Annotated in this window: 29 protein-coding genes; all 29 read right to left on the bottom strand. The window is 63.0% G+C overall.

Translation table 11 applies throughout. The features are described 5' to 3' along the window. Window positions 1-135: 135 nt before the first annotated feature. Window positions 136-519: a 50S ribosomal protein L17 gene (gene rplQ / locus QC818_RS13645; RefSeq protein ID WP_097790602.1), complete on the bottom strand. Its 384-nt coding sequence runs from the start codon at window positions 517-519 to the stop codon at window positions 136-138. Window positions 520-558: 39 nt separating this feature from the next. Then, on the bottom strand, window positions 559-1,557 hold the full coding sequence (locus QC818_RS13640) for a DNA-directed RNA polymerase subunit alpha (RefSeq protein WP_309653407.1): 999 nt from the start codon (window positions 1,555-1,557) through the stop codon (window positions 559-561). Between the two features lie 86 nt (window positions 1,558-1,643). Beyond that, window positions 1,644-2,264 (bottom strand): 30S ribosomal protein S4, encoded by a 621-nt coding sequence (rpsD, locus tag QC818_RS13635; protein WP_309653406.1) that lies wholly within the window; start codon window positions 2,262-2,264, stop codon window positions 1,644-1,646. Window positions 2,265-2,276: 12 nt separating this feature from the next. Then, entirely contained in the window at window positions 2,277-2,663 is a 387-nt protein-coding gene (gene rpsK, locus QC818_RS13630; protein WP_013331014.1) for a 30S ribosomal protein S11, read from the bottom strand. Between the two features lie 38 nt (window positions 2,664-2,701). Then, window positions 2,702-3,058 (bottom strand): 30S ribosomal protein S13, encoded by a 357-nt coding sequence (gene rpsM, locus QC818_RS13625; protein WP_309653405.1) that lies wholly within the window; start codon window positions 3,056-3,058, stop codon window positions 2,702-2,704. Between the two features lie 125 nt (window positions 3,059-3,183). Next, the gene (gene rpmJ / locus QC818_RS13620) at window positions 3,184-3,297 is read right to left on the bottom strand and encodes a 50S ribosomal protein L36 (RefSeq protein ID WP_008959154.1); all 114 of its coding nucleotides are present in this window, start codon (window positions 3,295-3,297) and stop codon (window positions 3,184-3,186) included. Between the two features lie 29 nt (window positions 3,298-3,326). After that, a complete protein-coding gene (gene secY / locus QC818_RS13615; protein ID WP_309653404.1) occupies window positions 3,327-4,658 on the bottom strand; it encodes a preprotein translocase subunit SecY in 1,332 nt (443 codons plus the stop codon). Next, on the bottom strand, window positions 4,659-5,093 hold the full coding sequence (gene rplO / locus QC818_RS13610; protein WP_309653403.1) for a 50S ribosomal protein L15: 435 nt from the start codon (window positions 5,091-5,093) through the stop codon (window positions 4,659-4,661). It abuts the gene before it with no gap. A gap of 3 nt (window positions 5,094-5,096) precedes the next feature. After that, window positions 5,097-5,279: a 50S ribosomal protein L30 gene (gene rpmD, locus QC818_RS13605; protein ID WP_016419098.1), complete on the bottom strand. Its 183-nt coding sequence runs from the start codon at window positions 5,277-5,279 to the stop codon at window positions 5,097-5,099. A gap of 5 nt (window positions 5,280-5,284) precedes the next feature. Continuing rightward, window positions 5,285-5,785 (bottom strand): 30S ribosomal protein S5, encoded by a 501-nt coding sequence (gene rpsE / locus QC818_RS13600; RefSeq protein ID WP_097790608.1) that lies wholly within the window; start codon window positions 5,783-5,785, stop codon window positions 5,285-5,287. Window positions 5,786-5,796: 11 nt separating this feature from the next. Further along, window positions 5,797-6,147 carry a 50S ribosomal protein L18 gene (gene rplR / locus QC818_RS13595; protein ID WP_309653402.1) on the bottom strand — a complete coding sequence of 117 codons (351 nt, stop codon included), beginning with the start codon at window positions 6,145-6,147 and terminating at the stop codon, window positions 5,797-5,799. Window positions 6,148-6,156: 9 nt separating this feature from the next. Further along, complete coding sequence (gene rplF, locus QC818_RS13590; protein ID WP_309653401.1) at window positions 6,157-6,687, bottom strand: 50S ribosomal protein L6; 531 nt, start codon at window positions 6,685-6,687, stop codon at window positions 6,157-6,159. A 9-nt stretch (window positions 6,688-6,696) separates the two neighbouring features. Further along, on the bottom strand, window positions 6,697-7,089 hold the full coding sequence (gene rpsH, locus QC818_RS13585) for a 30S ribosomal protein S8 (RefSeq protein WP_309653400.1): 393 nt from the start codon (window positions 7,087-7,089) through the stop codon (window positions 6,697-6,699). Between the two features lie 32 nt (window positions 7,090-7,121). Beyond that, a complete protein-coding gene (gene rpsN, locus QC818_RS13580; RefSeq protein ID WP_309653399.1) occupies window positions 7,122-7,427 on the bottom strand; it encodes a 30S ribosomal protein S14 in 306 nt (101 codons plus the stop codon). A 10-nt stretch (window positions 7,428-7,437) separates the two neighbouring features. Further along, window positions 7,438-7,977, bottom strand: coding sequence for a 50S ribosomal protein L5 (rplE, locus tag QC818_RS13575; RefSeq protein WP_309653398.1), 540 nt, complete (start codon window positions 7,975-7,977; stop codon window positions 7,438-7,440). 18 nt (window positions 7,978-7,995) lie between these two features. Further along, complete coding sequence (rplX, locus tag QC818_RS13570) at window positions 7,996-8,313, bottom strand: 50S ribosomal protein L24 (RefSeq protein ID WP_183389493.1); 318 nt, start codon at window positions 8,311-8,313, stop codon at window positions 7,996-7,998. A gap of 14 nt (window positions 8,314-8,327) precedes the next feature. Further along, the gene (rplN, locus tag QC818_RS13565; protein WP_309653397.1) at window positions 8,328-8,699 is read right to left on the bottom strand and encodes a 50S ribosomal protein L14; all 372 of its coding nucleotides are present in this window, start codon (window positions 8,697-8,699) and stop codon (window positions 8,328-8,330) included. 52 nt (window positions 8,700-8,751) lie between these two features. Further along, on the bottom strand, window positions 8,752-9,012 hold the full coding sequence (gene rpsQ / locus QC818_RS13560) for a 30S ribosomal protein S17 (RefSeq protein ID WP_309653396.1): 261 nt from the start codon (window positions 9,010-9,012) through the stop codon (window positions 8,752-8,754). 1 nt (window position 9,013) lies between these two features. Beyond that, on the bottom strand, window positions 9,014-9,205 hold the full coding sequence (gene rpmC / locus QC818_RS13555) for a 50S ribosomal protein L29 (protein WP_309653395.1): 192 nt from the start codon (window positions 9,203-9,205) through the stop codon (window positions 9,014-9,016). Then, window positions 9,205-9,618, bottom strand: a complete 414-nt coding sequence (rplP, locus tag QC818_RS13550) for a 50S ribosomal protein L16 (protein WP_035596358.1) — start codon at window positions 9,616-9,618, stop codon at window positions 9,205-9,207. The genes rpmC and rplP overlap by 1 nt, the downstream gene beginning before the upstream one ends. Window positions 9,619-9,633: 15 nt before the next feature. Then, window positions 9,634-10,332, bottom strand: coding sequence for a 30S ribosomal protein S3 (gene rpsC, locus QC818_RS13545; RefSeq protein ID WP_309653394.1), 699 nt, complete (start codon window positions 10,330-10,332; stop codon window positions 9,634-9,636). Window positions 10,333-10,343: 11 nt separating this feature from the next. Next, a complete protein-coding gene (gene rplV, locus QC818_RS13540; RefSeq protein WP_290312033.1) occupies window positions 10,344-10,676 on the bottom strand; it encodes a 50S ribosomal protein L22 in 333 nt (110 codons plus the stop codon). A gap of 18 nt (window positions 10,677-10,694) precedes the next feature. Beyond that, the gene (gene rpsS / locus QC818_RS13535) at window positions 10,695-10,970 is read right to left on the bottom strand and encodes a 30S ribosomal protein S19 (protein ID WP_072824351.1); all 276 of its coding nucleotides are present in this window, start codon (window positions 10,968-10,970) and stop codon (window positions 10,695-10,697) included. A gap of 33 nt (window positions 10,971-11,003) precedes the next feature. Further along, on the bottom strand, window positions 11,004-11,834 hold the full coding sequence (gene rplB, locus QC818_RS13530; RefSeq protein ID WP_309653393.1) for a 50S ribosomal protein L2: 831 nt from the start codon (window positions 11,832-11,834) through the stop codon (window positions 11,004-11,006). Between the two features lie 17 nt (window positions 11,835-11,851). After that, entirely contained in the window at window positions 11,852-12,148 is a 297-nt protein-coding gene (gene rplW, locus QC818_RS13525) for a 50S ribosomal protein L23 (protein ID WP_309653392.1), read from the bottom strand. Next, entirely contained in the window at window positions 12,145-12,750 is a 606-nt protein-coding gene (gene rplD, locus QC818_RS13520; RefSeq protein ID WP_309653391.1) for a 50S ribosomal protein L4, read from the bottom strand. Before rplD ends, rplW begins: the two co-directional genes overlap by 4 nt. A 14-nt stretch (window positions 12,751-12,764) precedes the next feature. Then, the gene (gene rplC / locus QC818_RS13515; RefSeq protein ID WP_309653390.1) at window positions 12,765-13,403 is read right to left on the bottom strand and encodes a 50S ribosomal protein L3; all 639 of its coding nucleotides are present in this window, start codon (window positions 13,401-13,403) and stop codon (window positions 12,765-12,767) included. 158 nt (window positions 13,404-13,561) lie between these two features. Continuing rightward, a complete protein-coding gene (rpsJ, locus tag QC818_RS13510) occupies window positions 13,562-13,873 on the bottom strand; it encodes a 30S ribosomal protein S10 (RefSeq protein ID WP_089848256.1) in 312 nt (103 codons plus the stop codon). A 164-nt stretch (window positions 13,874-14,037) separates the two neighbouring features. Next, window positions 14,038-15,231 carry an elongation factor Tu gene (gene tuf / locus QC818_RS13505; protein WP_309653389.1) on the bottom strand — a complete coding sequence of 398 codons (1,194 nt, stop codon included), beginning with the start codon at window positions 15,229-15,231 and terminating at the stop codon, window positions 14,038-14,040. Window positions 15,232-15,245 lie beyond the last annotated feature (14 nt).

Raw genomic sequence — 15,245 nt, 5'->3', positions numbered from 1 at the left:
TCGCTAGCAGCTTGCAGCTGGACGGAGGCCAGGATCTTCCTTGCTCCTTGAGCCTCGTTCCTCGTGCCTGAAACAAAAAAACCGGCTCCCGCGGGGGGAGCCGGTTCGTGTCGGACCAGAGGTCGCGCGCGAGGATCAGTCCTCGGCGGCTTCCTCGACGACCGGACGGTCGACCAGTTCGACGTAGGCCATGGGGGCGTTGTCGCCGGTGCGGTAGCCGCACTTCAGCACGCGGACGTAACCGCCCGGACGCTCGGCGTAACGCGGACCCAGCTCGTTGAAGAGCTTGCCGACCGCTTCCTTGGAGCGGGTACGGCTGAAGGCCAGGCGACGATTGGCGACGCTGTCCTGCTTGGCCAGGGTGATCAGCGGCTCGATATGACGACGCAGCTCCTTGGCCTTGGGCAGGGTTGTCTTGATCACTTCGTGCTCGACCAGCGACACGCACATGTTCTTGAACATGGCCTGGCGGTGCGAGCTGGTACGATTCAGGTGACGACCACTCTTACGATGACGCATGGTTGTGATTCCTTACCAAACTGGGACTCGAGTCGACGCTCACGCGGAGGCCTTGTCGTCCTTCAGGCTTGCCGGCGGCCAGTTTTCCAGCCGCATGCCCAGGGACAGACCGCGGGCGGCCAACACGTCCTTGATCTCATTCAGGGACTTCTTGCCGAGGTTCGGGGTCTTCAGCAGCTCCACCTCGGTGCGCTGGATCAGGTCCCCGATGTAGTAGATGTTCTCGGCCTTCAGGCAGTTGGCGCTGCGGACGGTCAACTCGAGATCGTCTACGGGGCGCAGCAGGATCGGATCGATATGATCCTCTTCCTCCTCCACTTCCTGTTCCTTGTCGGCTTCCAGGTCGACGAAGGCGGCCAGCTGCTCCTGCAGGATGGTCGCGCTGCGACGGATCGCCTCTTCCGGATCCAGGGTGCCGTCGGTTTCCAGGTTGAGGATCAGCTTATCGAGGTCGGTGCGCTGTTCGACACGCGCGGCCTCGACGGAGTAGGAAACGCGACGCACGGGGCTGAAGGTCGCATCCAGCTGCAGGCGGCCGATGGCACGAGACTCGTCGTCGGCCTCGCTGCGGACGTCGGCCGGCTCGTAGCCGCGGCCACGGGCGATCTTGAGCTGCATCTTCAGCTCGGCGCCCTCGTTGACGTGCGCGATGACGTGCTCGGGGTTGACGATCTCGACGTCGTGGTCGAGAGCGATGTCACCCGCGGTCACGACGGCCGGGCCCTGCTTGTTCAGCGAGAGCACCGCCTCGTCGCGGCTGTGCATCTTGATCGCCACGTCCTTGAGGTTCAGGAGGATTTCGATGACATCTTCCTGGACGCCCTCGATCGCGCTGTACTCGTGGTCGACACCGGCGATCTCGGCTTCCACCACGGCGCAGCCGGGCATGGACGAGAGCAGGATGCGACGCAGAGCATTGCCCAGAGTGTGGCCGAAGCCCCGCTCGAAGGGCTCGAGCACGATCTTCGCGTGATGTGCGCTGATCTCTTCGACCTTGATGTCGCGAGGACGGAGAAACTCTGTCACTGAACGCTGCATGATGAATACCTTTCAGGCTGCCAAACGGATACTCGGTTCTGACGGCCGCTCCCCGGCGACGGGGAGCGGCGCGGCCTGGCCGCTGATTACTTCGAGTACAGCTCGACGATCAGTTGCTCATTGATGTCGGCAGACAGGTCACCGCGTTCAGGCAGAGCCTTGAAAGTGCCTTCCATCTTCTTGGCATCGGTCTCGACCCAGGCCACATCGCCACGGTTGGCGGCGATGCTCAGGGCGTTCTGGATGCGCGCCTGGTTCTTGGCCTTCTCGCGAACGGAGACCACGTCACCCGGCTTGACCTGATAGGACGCCACGTTGACGGTCTTGCCGTTGACGGCGATGGCCTTGTGGCTGACCAGCTGACGCGCCTCGGAACGCGTGGCGCCGAAGCCCATGCGGTAGACGACGTTGTCCAGTCGGGATTCGAGAAGCTGCAGCAACAGCTCGCCGGTCGCGCCCTTCAGGCGGGCCGCTTCCTTGTAGTAGTTGCGGAACTGCTTCTCGAGCACGCCGTACATGCGGCGCACTTTCTGCTTCTCGCGAAGCTGCAAGCCGTAGTCGGAAATCCGCTGACGGCGCTGGCCGTGCACACCCGGGATCTGCTCGGATTTGCACTTCTTCTCGAAGGGAGTGACACCGCTCTTCAGGAAGAGGTCGGTACCTTCACGACGAGACAGTTTGCACTTCGGTCCAATGTAACGAGCCATGAATCTGTCTCCTTAAACGCGGCGTTTCTTCGGCGGACGGCAGCCATTGTGGGGAATGGGCGTCGCGTCGGTGATGCTCTGCACGCGGAAGCCGGCGGCATTCAGTGCACGCACGGCGGATTCACGGCCCGGACCGGGGCCCTTGACCAGCACGTCGACGTTTTTCACACCATACTCGGCTGCAGCGGTCGCTGCACGCTCGCTTGCCACTTGAGCAGCGAACGGGGTGCTCTTGCGAGAACCACGAAAACCCGAACCACCGGCAGTCGCCCAGGAGAGGGCGTTGCCCTGGCGGTCTGTGATCGTAATGATCGTGTTGTTAAAAGAGGCGTGGATATGCGCGACGGCATCCACTACCTGCTTTTTAACCTTCTTACGGTTGCTACGCGGGTTAGCCATGTTGATGTCAATTCCTGTCGTTACGCAGTACGTGCGTGTTATTTGCGAATCGGCTTACGCGGGCCCTTGCGGGTACGCGCATTGGTCTTGGTCCGCTGACCGTTCAGCGGCAGACCACGACGATGACGCAGACCACGGTAGCAACCCAGGTCCATGAGACGCTTGATGTTCAGCGTCACATCACGACGAAGATCGCCTTCTACGGTGTACTTACCGACTTCGGAACGCAGGGTGTCCACTTCCTCAGAGGACAGCTCCTGGATCTTGGTGGTCGGCGCAATGCCGGCCGCGACACAGATTTCCTGAGCGCGAGTGCGGCCAATCCCGAAGATATAGGTCAGCGAGATCGCCGCATGCTTGTTGTCCGGGATATTGACGCCTGCTATACGGGCCATCAGCTTACTCCGAAATTTGAGCGGCTTGCTCGATTGGTCATCTACAAAAGGCGCAACAGCATACCCCTTTACCCGCCTCGGGGCAAGGGGCATGCCGGCACCCGGTTTAGTGCGGCGTCAGGGGATCAGCCCTGGCGCTGCTTGTGCCGCGGCTCGCTGCAGATGACGCGGACGGCGCCATTGCGACGAATGATCTTGCAGTTACGGCACATTTTCTTCACGGAAGCTCGAACTTTCATCGTTCTCTCCAAATCGGCCTGCGGCGCCGTCAGCGCATGATGCCGCCGCTACCGTAGCCTTTCAGGTTGGACTTCTTCATCACCGACTCGTACTGGTGCGACATGAGGTGCGACTGCACCTGGGCCATGAAGTCCATGATGACCACCACCACGATCAGCAGCGAGGTCCCGCCGAAGAAGAACGGCACGTTCCAGGCCACGATCAGGAACTGGGGCATCAGGGAAACCGCAGTGATGTAGAGGGCGCCGAACAGGGTCAGACGGGTCATGACCTTGTCGACGTAGCGAGCGGTCTGTTCACCGGGACGGATGCCCGGCAGGAAGGCGCCCGACTTCTTGAGGTTGTCGGCGACGTCCTTGGGATTGAAGACCAGCGCTGTGTAAAAGAAGCAGAAGAATACCACCGCCGCCGCGAAAAGCAAGATGTACAGCGGCTGGCCCGGGCCCAGGGCCTGGGACGCCCGCTGCAGCCACTCCATGCCGTCGCCGGCGCCGACCCACTGACCCAGCGAGGCCGGGAACAGCAGGATGCTGGAGGCGAAGATCGCCGGAATCACGCCCGCCATGTTGACCTTCAGCGGCAGGTAGCTGCTCTGGCCGGCATACATCTTGTTGCCGACCTGGCGACGCGGATAGTTCACCGTGATGCGACGCTGGCCGCGCTCGATGAACACCACGAAGGCCACGGTGGCGATGCCCAGGATGGACAGGGCCAGCAGCGGCAGCACGTTCCAGGCTCCCTCGTTGCGGGCCAGCTCGAAGGCCTGACCCACGGCGCCCGGCAGCCCGGCGACGATGCCCGAGAAGATCAGCAGCGAGATGCCGTTGCCGATGCCCTTCTCGGTGATCTGCTCGCCGAGCCACATCAGGAACACCGCCCCGCACACGAAGGTGACGATGGCGGTGAAGTAGAAGCTGAAATCGGCCGTGTAGGCGATACCCTGGCTGGCCAGGCCCACCGACATGCCGGTGGCCTGGACCAGGGCCAGGAGCACGGTGCCGTAGCGCGTGTACTGGCTGATCTTGCGGCGGCCGGCCTCACCTTCCTTCTTCAGCTGCTCGAGCTGCGGCGAGACGGCGGTCAGCAGCTGCATGATGATCGACGCCGAGATGTAGGGCATGATGCCCAGGGCGAGGATGCTCATGCGTTCCAGGGCACCGCCCGAGAACATGTTGAACATGCCCAGGATGGTGCCCTGCTGCTCCCTGAACAAGGCAGCAAGCTGGTCAGGATTGATACCGGGAACGGGGATGTGGGCACCGATGCGGTAGACCACGATGGCGAGGAGCACGAAGCGCAGACGCGCCCAGAGTTCACCCAGACCGCTGCCCATCGCCGGCATGTTTCCTGACTTGGCCATTTAGTCCTCTACCTTGCCGCCGGCGGCCTCGATCGCGGCCCGGGCACCCTTGGTGACCTTGAGACCGCGGACGGTGACCGCCTTGTTCAGTTCGCCGGAAAGGATCACCTTGGCATGCTGCGTGGCGTCCTTGAGCACGTTGGCCTGCTTGAGGCTCTCCAGGGTGACCTCGTCGCCCTCGACGCGACCCAGCTCGGCCAGGCGCACCTCTTCGGAGACCAGCGACTTCGCGGAGGTGAAGCCGAACTTCGGCAGCCGACGCTGCAGGGGCATCTGACCGCCCTCGAAGCCGGGCTTCACGCTGCCGCCGCTGCGCGACTTGAGGCCCTTGTGGCCGCGGCCGCCGGTCTTGCCCAGACCGGAGCCGATGCCACGACCGACGCGCTTCTCGGCGTGCTTGGAGCCCGGTGCCGGGCTCAGGCTATTGAGTTTCATGGATTACTCTCCCTCAACACGCACAAGGTAGTTGACCTTGTGGATCATGCCGCGGACGGCAGGGGTGTCTTCCAGTTCGACCGTGTGACCGATGCGGCGCAGGCCGAGGCCCTTCATGGTGGCCTTGTGCTTGGCCAGCACGCCGATGGTGCTGCGGGTCTGGGTAACCTTGATCGTTGCTGCCATGGTACTCACCCCGTGATCGCTTCGACAGGCAGGCCACGCTTGGCGGCCACGTCTTCCGGCGACTGCAGGGAGGCCAGACCGTTGACGGTCGCCCGCACCACGTTCACCGGGTTGGTGGAGCCATAGCACTTGGCCAGGACGTCGTGGACGCCGGCCAGCTCCAGCACGGAGCGCATGGCACCGCCGGCGATGATGCCGGTACCCTCGGAGGCGGGCTGCATGTACACCTTGGAGGCGCCGTGACGGGCCTTCACCGGGTACTGCAGGGTACCACCCTTGAGGTTGACCTTGACCATGTTGCGGCGCGCCTGGTCCATGGCCTTCTGGATCGCCACCGGCACCTCGCGGGCCTTGCCGCGGCCGAAGCCGACACGACCGTTACCGTCGCCCACGACGGTCAGGGCGGTGAAGCCGAAGATCCGGCCACCCTTGACCACCTTGGCGACACGGTTGACCTGCACGAGCTTTTCCTGCAGATCGCCGCTTTGCTGTTCGTTCTTCGCCATCGTAAAACCCTTTAGAATTCCAGGCCGCCTTCACGAGCGGCGTCGGCCAGGGCCTTGACACGACCGTGGTACTTGAAACCGGCACGATCGAAGGCCACCTGGGTGATGCCAGCCTGCTTGGCGCGTTCGGCAATCAGCTCGCCCACCTTGGTGGCGGCGTCGACGTTGCCGGTCGCACCCTCGCGCAGGGCCTTGTCCAGCGTGGAAGCGCTGGCCAGGACCTTGCCACCATCCGGCGAGATGATCTGCGCGTAGATGTGGCGCGGGGTACGGTTCACGCACAGGCGATACACGCCCAGCTCGCGGATCTTGGCGCGAGCGCGGCGGGCACGACGGAGACGAGATTCTTTCTTCGCGTTCATAACCCTGCCTTACTTCTTCTTGGCTTCTTTGCGGCGGACATGCTCGTCGCCGTACCGGATACCCTTGCCCTTGTAGGGCTCGGGCGGACGGAAGGCGCGGATTTCCGCGGCAACCTGGCCGAGCTTCTGCTTGTCAGCGCTCTTCAGCACGACGGTGGTGTTCTTCGGCGTTTCCGCCGTGACACCCTCGGGCAGTTCGTAGTCGACCGGGTGGGAGAAGCCCAGTGTCAGGTTCAGCGTCTGGCCCTTGGCCTGGGCGCGATAACCGACGCCATTGATTTCGAGGGTCTTGGTGAAGCCCTCGGAGACACCGGTGACCAGGTTCTGAACCAGGGCACGGGTGGTGCCGACCATCGCCCAGCTCTTGGCGGTCTCGCTCGGCTGGAAGGTCAGCTGACCCTCCTCCTCGGCGACGACCACGTCGGGGTGCACGGTCATGGACAGCGAGCCCTGGCCGCCCTTGACGGACAGCTGGTCGCCGTCGAGCTTGAACTCGACGCCGGCGGGCAGTTTAACCGGATATTTGGCTACGCGGGACATTCCAGACTCCTAGAATACGGTGCAGATGACTTCACCACCGACACCGGCCTGGCGAGCCGCGCGGTCGGTCATCACACCCTTGGAGGTGGTGACGATCGCGATACCCAGGCCCTCGGCAACCTTGGGCAGGGTGTCCTTGCCCTTGTAGCTGCGCAGTGACGGCTTGGAAGCCCGCTGCAGATGCTCGATGACCGGCTTGCCTTCGAAGTACTTGAGGGTCACGGTCAGCTCGGGCTTGGCCGATTCGCTGACGGCATAGTCGGTGACATAGCCCTCTTCCTTCAGCACGCGGGCCACCTCGACCTTGAGCTTGGAGGACGGCATGGACACCGCCTCCTTGGTGGCCATCTGCGCATTGCGGATACGGGTGAACATATCCGCCAGAGTGTCTTGCATGCTCATTTACGTTGCGCTCCTGATGATTCTACGTGGCGTTACCAGCTGGACTTCTTGAGTCCGGGCACGTCGCCACGCATGGCGGCTTCACGCAGCTTGTTGCGGCCGAGGCCGAACTTGTTGTAGTAGCCGTGCGGACGGCCGGTGACGCGGCAGCGGTTGCGCTGACGCACCGGGCTGGAGTCACGCGGCAGCTGCTGCAGCTTGAGCTGCGCGTCGAAGCGCTCTTCGTCGGAAGCGTTCACGTCCTGGATGATCGCCTTGAGCTCGGCACGCTTGGCGGAGTACTTCTCCACCAGCTTCGCGCGCTTCGCTTCACGCTCTACCATGCTTTTCTTTGCCATGATCCCACCCTTATTTCTTGAACGGGAAGTTCAGCGCGCCAAGCAGCGCACGACCTTCTTCATCGGTGTTGGCGGTGGTGGTGATGGTGACATCCAGACCACGGATCCGATCGATCTTATCATACTCGATCTCCGGGAAGATGATCTGCTCACGCACCCCCATGGAGTAGTTGCCACGACCGTCGAAGGACTTCGGGTTGAGACCACGGAAGTCACGAACGCGGGGGATCGCGATATTCACCAGGCGATCGAGGAAGTCCCACATGCGCTCGGAGCGCAGGGTCACCTTGATCCCGATCGGCCAGCCTTCACGCACCTTGAAGCCCGCGATGGACTTGCGTGCCTTGGTCACCAGCGGCTTCTGACCGGAGAGCTTCTCCAGGTCGCCGATGGCGTTGTCGATCAGCTTCTTGTCGCTGATCGCGTCGCCGATGCCCATGTTCAGGGTCACCTTGGTGATCCGGGGCACCTGCATCACGTTGGCGTAGCTGAACTGCTCTTGGAGTTGAGCCACCACCTCGTTCTGATAACGTTCTTTCAAGTTCGCCATTTTGCTACCCGACTCGCGTTAGGCGTCGATCTGCGCTTGCGTCGACTTGTAGATACGTACCTTGGTACCGTCTTCCTGAACCTGGAAGCCGACGCGATCCGCCTTTCCGGTCTCCTGGTTGAAGATGGCCACGTTGGACGCGTGAATCGGAGCCTCGCGCTCGACGATACCGCCCTGATTACCCGCCATGGGGTTGGGCTTGGTGTGACGCTTGATCATGTTCACACCGGACACGATGTAGCGGTCGTCCTTGAGGACGCGCTTCACGGTGCCGCGCTTGCCCTTGTCCTTGCCGGCGATGACGACGACTTCGTCGTCACGTTTGATCTTTTGCATATCCGCCTCGCTCCTTACAGCACTTCAGGCGCCAAGGAAATGATCTTCATGAACTTCTCGGTACGAAGCTCACGGGTCACCGGACCGAAGATCCGGGTACCGACCGGCTGGTCGTTGGTGTTGTTCAACAGAACCGCCGCATTTCCATCGAAGCGGATCAGCGAACCGTCGTTACGACGGACGCCGCTGCGGGTGCGAACCACCACCGCCTTGAGGACCTGGCCCTTCTTGACCTTGCCACGCGGGATGGCTTCCTTCACCGTGACCTTGATGATGTCGCCGACGCGGGCGTAGCGACGGTGAGAACCGCCCAGCACCTTGATGCACTGCACCCGGCGCGCCCCGCTGTTGTCCGCGACATCCAGCATTGTCTGAGTCTGAATCATCGGTTTTCTCCAAACCTAATCTGACTGCACTGGTTGGACTGGCGTGAGCCGGTCAACCCTTGGCCTGTTCGACGACGTCGACCAGGGACCAGGCCTTCTTCTTGGACAGCGGACGGCATTCCTCGATGGAGACCGTGTCGCCGATCCGGGCCTGGTTCGCCTCGTCATGGGCGTGCAGCTTGGTGGAGCGCTTTACGTACTTGCCGTAGATCGGGTGGCGCTCACGACGCTCGATCATCACGACGATGGACTTGTCCATCTTGTCGCTCACCACCTTGCCGGTGAGCGTACGGGCTTTCTTTTCTTCGGCCATCTCAGACACCTGCCTTCTCGTTGAGCACAGTCTTCACGCGGGCGATATCCCGACGAACCTGCTTGAGCAGATGCGTCTGGCTGAGCTGACCGGTGGCCTTCTGCATGCGCAGGTTGAACTGCTCACGGAGGAGTTCGAAGAGCTGCTCCTGGAGCTGCTCGGCGGACTGTTCACGAATTTCCTGGGCTTTCATCACATCACCGTCCGTTTCACAAAGGTGGTGGAGACCGGGAACTTCTGGGCAGCCAGGGCGAATGCCTCGCGAGCCAGCTCCTCGGAAACGCCTTCGATCTCGTAGAGGACGCGGCCGGGCTGGATCTGCGCGACCCAGTACTCGACGGAGCCCTTACCCTTACCCATCCGGACTTCCAGCGGCTTCTTGGAGATCGGCTTGTCCGGGAAGACGCGGATCCAGATCTTGCCGCCACGCTTGACGTGACGGGTGATGGCACGACGGCCGGCCTCGATCTGGCGGGCGGTGACGCGGCCACGGCCGGTGGCCTTGAGGCCATACTCGCCGAAGCTCACCTTGCTGCCGCGATGCGCCAGGCCACGATTGCGGCCCTTCTGCACCTTGCGGAACTTCAAACGCTTGGGTTGTAACATCGACTCGCTCTCCCCTTACCTGGAACCTTTCTTCTTGGAGGGCGCACCTTGCGACTGCTTGGCCTTGGCGCGGACCTCCTCGATGCCCCCGAGGATTTCACCCTTGAAGACCCAGACCTTGACACCGATGATGCCGTAGGTGGTCTTGGCCTCGTAGGTGGCGTAGTCGATGTCCGCACGCAGGGTGTGCAGCGGAACGCGACCCTCGCGGTACCACTCGGTACGGGCGATCTCGGCGCCGCCGAGGCGACCGGAGAGCTGCACCTTGATACCGCCGGCGCCCAGGCGCATGGCGTTCTGGACGGCGCGCTTCATGGCGCGACGGAACATCACGCGGCGCTCGAGCTGGCCGGCGATGTTCTGCGCGACGAGCTGGGCGTCCAGCTCCGGCTTGCGCACTTCCTCGATGTTGACGTGCACCGGCACGCCCATCATCTGAGTGACGTCGCGACGCAGCTTGTCGACGTCCTCGCCCTTCTTGCCGATCACGATGCCCGGACGGGCGGTGTGAATGGTGATTCGGGCGTTGTTGGCCGGACGCTCGATGGTGATCTTGCTCACGGAGGCGTTCTTCAGACGCTCTTCCAGGAAGCGACGCACCTCGAGGTCGTTGTTCAGCTTGTCGGCATAGGCGCCGCGCTCGGCATACCAGACCGAGCCGTGGTCCTTGACGATACCCAGGCGGATGCCTGTCGGATTGACTTTCTGACCCATCTGGTCGACTCCTACTTCTCGGCTACCTTGACGGTGATGTGGCAGGTGCGCTTCAGAATGCGATCCGCACGGCCCTTGGCGCGCGGACGGATGCGCTTGAGCGTCATGCCCTCATCGACGCAGATGGTCGAGACACGCAGCTCGTCGATATCCATGCCGTTGTTTTCTTCCGCGTTTGCGATGGCGGACTGGAGCACCTTCTTGACCAGCTTGGAGGCCTTCTTCGGGGAGAAGGTCAGCAGGTCGAGTGCATCGGCGACCGGCTTACCGCGCACCTGGTCAGCCACCAAACGGGCCTTCTGGGCGGATAAACGAGCGCCACGCAGCTTTGCTGTGACTTCCATCTCTAATCCTCTCTCGGCTTACCGTTTGGCTTTCTTGTCCGCCGCATGACCGCGATAGGTGCGGGTGGCAGCGAATTCGCCCAGCTTGTGGCCAACCATTTCCTCGGAGACGTGCACCGGGACGTGCTGGCGACCGTTATGGACTGCAATGGTGAGCCCGACCATGTTGGGCAGGATCATGGAACGACGCGACCAGGTCTTGATCGGTTTGCGGTCGTTCTTCTCCACTGCAGTCTCAACCTTCTTCAGCAGATGAAGGTCGATAAAGGGACCTTTCTTCAGTGAACGTGGCACAGCCGTTACCTCTTGATGTCTTGGCTTGGGATCTTACTTCCGGGCCTTGCGGCGACGGACGATCAGCTTGTCGGTGCGCTTGTTCTTGCGGGTCTTGTGGCCCTTGGTGGGCATACCCCACGGAGACACCGGGTGACGACCACCGCTGGTGCGGCCTTCACCACCACCGTGCGGGTGATCCACCGGGTTCATGGCCACGCCGCGAACCGTCGGGCGCACGCCTCTCCAGCGCTTCGCACCGGCCTTGCCAAGCTGACGCAGGCTGTGCTCGGAGTTGCTCACCTCACCCAGGGTCGCGCGGCACTCGGCCAGCACCTTGCGCATCTCGCCGGAGCGCAGACGCAGGGTGGCGTAGTTGCCTTCGCGGGCGACCAACTGGGCGCTGGTGCCGGCGCTGCGTGCGAGCTGGGCGCCCTTGCCGGGCTTGAGCTCGATGCAGTGCACGGTGGAACCCAGCGGGATGTTGCGCAGCGGCAGGGCATTGCCCTTCTTGATCGCTGCGTTCACGCCGGACTCGAGACGGTCGCCGGCCTTCACACCGCGCGGGGCGATGATGTAGCGGCGCTCGCCGTCCAGGTACTTCAGCAGCGCGATGTGAGCGCTGCGGTTCGGGTCATGCTCCAGGCGCTCGACGACGGCGGGAACGCCATCCTTGGTGCGCTTGAAGTCGATGATCCGGTAGTGGTTGCGATGACCACCGCCGACGTGGCGGGTGGTGATGCGACCCTTGTTGTTGCGGCCACCGGACTTGGACTGCTTCTCGAGCAGCGGCGCGTAGGCGCGGCCCTTGTACAGTTCCTCGCCGACGATCTTGATGACGTGGCGACGACCGGCGGAAGTAGGTTTAGTCTTGACGATTGCCATGATCCGTGCTCCTGCCCTTATTCGGCGCCAGAGAAGTCTTCAAGCGTCTCGCCGGCGGCCAGGGTGACGTACGCCTTGCGATAGCCCTTGCGCTGACCGGTGCCATGCGCGGTGCGCTTGGTCTTGCCCTTCACGTTCAGCACCTGAACGCGATCGACCTTCTTGCCGAACAGCTCCTGAACGGCGACCTTGATCTCGGGCTTGGTTGCGTCGCTCGCCACCTTGAACACGTACTGGTTGCGCTCGGCGGCCATGGCGGCCTTCTCGGTCACGTGCGGACCCAGCAGCACCTTGAATACACGTTCCTGGTTCATGCCAGCTTCTCCTCGAATTTGCGCAGGGCGGAGACGGTGGCCAGCACCTTGTCGAAGGCGACCAGGCTCACCGGATCGGCGGCGGCCACGTCCACGACATCCACGTTGGGGATGTTGCGGGCGGCGAGGTACAGGTTCTCGTCGACCTCTTCGGTGACGATCAGCACCTTCTCCAGACCCAGCTCATCGAGCTTGGCGACCAGCTGCTTGGTCTTGGGGGTCTCGACGGCGAAGGCATCCACGGCCACCAGACGCTCCTGACGCACCAGCTCGGAGAGGATGGAGCGCATGGCCGCCCGGTACATCTTGCGGTTGACCTTCTGGGCGTGGTCCTGCGGGCTGGCCGCGAAGGTCACGCCGCCGGCACGCCAGATCGGCGAGCGGATGGTGCCGGCGCGGGCACGACCGGTGCCCTTCTGGCGCCACGGCTTCTTGCCGCCGCCCCGCACGTCGGAACGGTTCTTCTGGGCGCGGGTGCCCTGGCGACCACCGGCCAGATAGGCGGTGACGACCTGGTGCACGAGCGCTTCGTTGAATTCTTTGCCAAAGGTAGCGTCGGCGACTTCGACGGTGCCGCCAGCACCTGCAAGATTCAGATTCATCGGTAAATTCCCCTTCAGCCTGCTTTGACGGCGCTGCGCACGATGACATCACTGCCGGTGGCACCGGGCACGGCACCCTTGACCAGCAGCAGGTTGCGCTCGGCGTCGACACGGACGACTTCCAGGCTCTGGACGGTGCAACGCTCGTTGCCGAGCTGACCGGCCATCTTCTTGCCCTTGAACACGCGGCCCGGCGTCTGGCACATGCCGATGGAACCCGGCGCGCGGTGGGCCAGGGAGTTACCGTGGCTGTTGTCCTGGGTGCGGAAGTTCCAGCGCTTCACGGCGCCCTGGAAACCCTTGCCCTTGGAGGTACCGGTCACGTCGATGCGCTGACCAGCTTCGAAGAGGGATACGGTGAGTTCGCCGCCCACTTCCGGAGCCTCGACGCCTTCGTCCAGGCGGAACTCCATCAGCGAACGACCGGCCTCGATACCGGCCTTGGCGAATTGACCGGCTTCGGCCTTGGAGAGGTGCTTGGCCTTGCGGGAACCGGTGGTCACCTGAACCGCGGCGTAGCCGTCGGACTCGACGGACTTCACGCGAGTGACGCGGTTGGGCTCAACCTCGATCACGGTCACGGGCACGGAGGCGCCGTCTTCGGTAAAGACGCGGGTCATCCCGGCCTTCTTACCGACCAAACCGATAGTCATTACTACGTCTCCTATAGTGTACGGGGCTATCACCCGCTATGGCTGCCCTTTCCAGAGCATTCCACTAGCACGTTGTGTGGCGCCATCCCGGCGCGGCGGCTGCTGGACACCTTCCTCTGGAGCGGGCGAACGCTGGGCCGCGAGTGTCTAGTGTGGTATCAGTCGAGCTTGATCTGCACGTCCACGCCGGCGGCGAGGTCGAGCTTCATCAGGGCATCAACGGTCTTCTCGGTGGGCTCGACGATATCGAGCACCCGCTTGTGCGTACGAATCTCGTACTGATCACGAGCGTCCTTGTTGACGTGCGGGGAAACCAGCACGGTGTAGCGCTCGCGATTGGTCGGCAGAGGGATCGGACCCCGCACCTGGGCGCCGGTACGCTTGGCGGTATCCACGATCTCCGCAGCGGACTGGTCGATCAGGCGGTGGTCGAAGGCCTTCAACCGAATGCGAATCTTCTGGTTCTGCATTTGCCCTAAACTCCAATGGATCTTGACGGCGCGAGCCGTCAACCCACGCATTCAAAGGATGCGCATTATAGGCGCGCCGCCGACGAGAGTCAAACCCCTCGCGACGGTGCGCAGAAAGGGGGCTCCGCGAGGAGCCCCCTTCGATCAGTCGATCAGCGCGATGCTCAATCGATGATCTTGGCCACGACGCCGGCGCCGACGGTACGACCGCCTTCGCGAACGGCGAAGCGCAGACCGTCGTCCATGGCGACCGGGGCGATCAGGCTGACGACCATCTTGACGTTGTCGCCCGGCATGACCATCTCGACGCCTTCCGGCAGCTCGCAGGTACCGGTGATGTCGGTGGTCCGGAAGTAGAACTGCGGACGATAGCCCTTGAAGAACGGAGTGTGACGACCACCCTCGTCCTTGGACAGCACGTACACCTCGGCCTCGAACTTGGTGTGCGGGGTGATGGTGCCCGGCTTGGCCAGGACCTGGCCACGCTCGACGTCGTCACGCTTGGTGCCGCGCAGCAGGGCGCCGATGTTCTCGCCGGCACGACCTTCGTCGAGCAGCTTGCGGAACATCTCGACACCGGTGACGGTGGTCTTGGTGGTGTCCTTGATGCCGACGATCTCGACTTCCTCGCCGGCCTTGATGATGCCGCGCTCGACACGACCGGTGACCACGGTACCGCGACCGGAGATGGAGAACACGTCCTCGATCGGCATCAGGAACGGCTGATCGATGGCACGCTCCGGCTCCGGGATGTAGGCGTCCAGGGCCTTGATCAGGTTGGCAACGGCGGTGGTGCCCATGCCGTTGTCGTCCTTGCCTTCCAGGGCCATCAGGGCGGAACCGGTGATGATCGGGCAGTCGTCGCCCGGGAAGTCGTACTCGTTCAGGAGTTCGCGGACTTCCATCTCGACCAGCTCGAGCAGCTCCTCGTCGTCGACCATGTCGGCCTTGTTCAGGAACACGACGATGTACGGCACGCCGACCTGGCGAGACAGCAGGATGTGCTCCCGAGTCTGCGGCATGGGGCCGTCGGCGGCGGAGCAGACCAGGATGGCACCGTCCATCTGGGCCGCACCGGTGATCATGTTCTTGACGTAGTCGGCGTGACCCGGGCAGTCGACGTGAGCGTAGTGACGCTCCTCGGACTGGTACTCGACGTGAGCGGTGGCGATGGTGATGCCGCGCTCACGCTCTTCCGGGGCGTTGTCGATGGAGTCGAACGCACGGGCGTCGCCACCGAAGACTTCCGCGGACACGCGAGTGAGGGCTGCAGTCAGCGTGGTCTTACCGTGGTCGACGTGACCGATGGTACCGACGTTGACGTGCGTTTTGGAACGTTCGAATTTTTCCTTAGCCACTGCTATGACCTCTT

The organism is Halomonas koreensis (assembly GCF_031451675.1).
Classification (GTDB): Bacteria; Pseudomonadota; Gammaproteobacteria; order Pseudomonadales; family Halomonadaceae; genus Halomonas; species Halomonas koreensis.
Note: the sequence above shows the minus strand (reverse complement) of the source record. Positions and strands in the feature narration are given on the sequence as shown.

Bases quoted from the DNA above. Each gene is read 5' to 3' on its own strand.
- rplQ (WP_097790602.1), bottom strand. From the start codon at position 519: ATGCGTCATCGTAAGAGTGGTCGTCACCTGAATCGTACCAGCTCGCAC.
- QC818_RS13640 (WP_309653407.1), bottom strand. From the start codon at position 1,557: ATGCAGCGTTCAGTGACAGAGTTTCTCCGTCCTCGCGACATCAAGGTC.
- rpsD (WP_309653406.1), bottom strand. From the start codon at position 2,264: ATGGCTCGTTACATTGGACCGAAGTGCAAACTGTCTCGTCGTGAAGGT.
- rpsK (WP_013331014.1), bottom strand. From the start codon at position 2,663: ATGGCTAACCCGCGTAGCAACCGTAAGAAGGTTAAAAAGCAGGTAGTG.
- rpsM (WP_309653405.1), bottom strand. From the start codon at position 3,058: ATGGCCCGTATAGCAGGCGTCAATATCCCGGACAACAAGCATGCGGCG.
- rpmJ (WP_008959154.1), bottom strand. From the start codon at position 3,297: ATGAAAGTTCGAGCTTCCGTGAAGAAAATGTGCCGTAACTGCAAGATC.
- secY (WP_309653404.1), bottom strand. From the start codon at position 4,658: ATGGCCAAGTCAGGAAACATGCCGGCGATGGGCAGCGGTCTGGGTGAA.
- rplO (WP_309653403.1), bottom strand. From the start codon at position 5,093: ATGAAACTCAATAGCCTGAGCCCGGCACCGGGCTCCAAGCACGCCGAG.
- rpmD (WP_016419098.1), bottom strand. From the start codon at position 5,279: ATGGCAGCAACGATCAAGGTTACCCAGACCCGCAGCACCATCGGCGTG.
- rpsE (WP_097790608.1), bottom strand. From the start codon at position 5,785: ATGGCGAAGAACGAACAGCAAAGCGGCGATCTGCAGGAAAAGCTCGTG.
- rplR (WP_309653402.1), bottom strand. From the start codon at position 6,147: ATGAACGCGAAGAAAGAATCTCGTCTCCGTCGTGCCCGCCGCGCTCGC.
- rplF (WP_309653401.1), bottom strand. From the start codon at position 6,687: ATGTCCCGCGTAGCCAAATATCCGGTTAAACTGCCCGCCGGCGTCGAG.
- rpsH (WP_309653400.1), bottom strand. From the start codon at position 7,089: ATGAGCATGCAAGACACTCTGGCGGATATGTTCACCCGTATCCGCAAT.
- rpsN (WP_309653399.1), bottom strand. From the start codon at position 7,427: ATGGCAAAGAAAAGCATGGTAGAGCGTGAAGCGAAGCGCGCGAAGCTG.
- rplE (WP_309653398.1), bottom strand. From the start codon at position 7,977: ATGGCGAACTTGAAAGAACGTTATCAGAACGAGGTGGTGGCTCAACTC.
- rplX (WP_183389493.1), bottom strand. From the start codon at position 8,313: ATGCAAAAGATCAAACGTGACGACGAAGTCGTCGTCATCGCCGGCAAG.
- rplN (WP_309653397.1), bottom strand. From the start codon at position 8,699: ATGATTCAGACTCAGACAATGCTGGATGTCGCGGACAACAGCGGGGCG.
- rpsQ (WP_309653396.1), bottom strand. From the start codon at position 9,012: ATGGCCGAAGAAAAGAAAGCCCGTACGCTCACCGGCAAGGTGGTGAGC.
- rpmC (WP_309653395.1), bottom strand. From the start codon at position 9,205: ATGAAAGCCCAGGAAATTCGTGAACAGTCCGCCGAGCAGCTCCAGGAG.
- rplP (WP_035596358.1), bottom strand. From the start codon at position 9,618: ATGTTACAACCCAAGCGTTTGAAGTTCCGCAAGGTGCAGAAGGGCCGC.
- rpsC (WP_309653394.1), bottom strand. From the start codon at position 10,332: ATGGGTCAGAAAGTCAATCCGACAGGCATCCGCCTGGGTATCGTCAAG.
- rplV (WP_290312033.1), bottom strand. From the start codon at position 10,676: ATGGAAGTCACAGCAAAGCTGCGTGGCGCTCGTTTATCCGCCCAGAAG.
- rplB (WP_309653393.1), bottom strand. From the start codon at position 11,834: ATGGCAATCGTCAAGACTAAACCTACTTCCGCCGGTCGTCGCCACGTC.
- rplW (WP_309653392.1), bottom strand. From the start codon at position 12,148: ATGAACCAGGAACGTGTATTCAAGGTGCTGCTGGGTCCGCACGTGACC.
- rplD (WP_309653391.1), bottom strand. From the start codon at position 12,750: ATGAATCTGAATCTTGCAGGTGCTGGCGGCACCGTCGAAGTCGCCGAC.
- rplC (WP_309653390.1), bottom strand. From the start codon at position 13,403: ATGACTATCGGTTTGGTCGGTAAGAAGGCCGGGATGACCCGCGTCTTT.
- rpsJ (WP_089848256.1), bottom strand. From the start codon at position 13,873: ATGCAGAACCAGAAGATTCGCATTCGGTTGAAGGCCTTCGACCACCGC.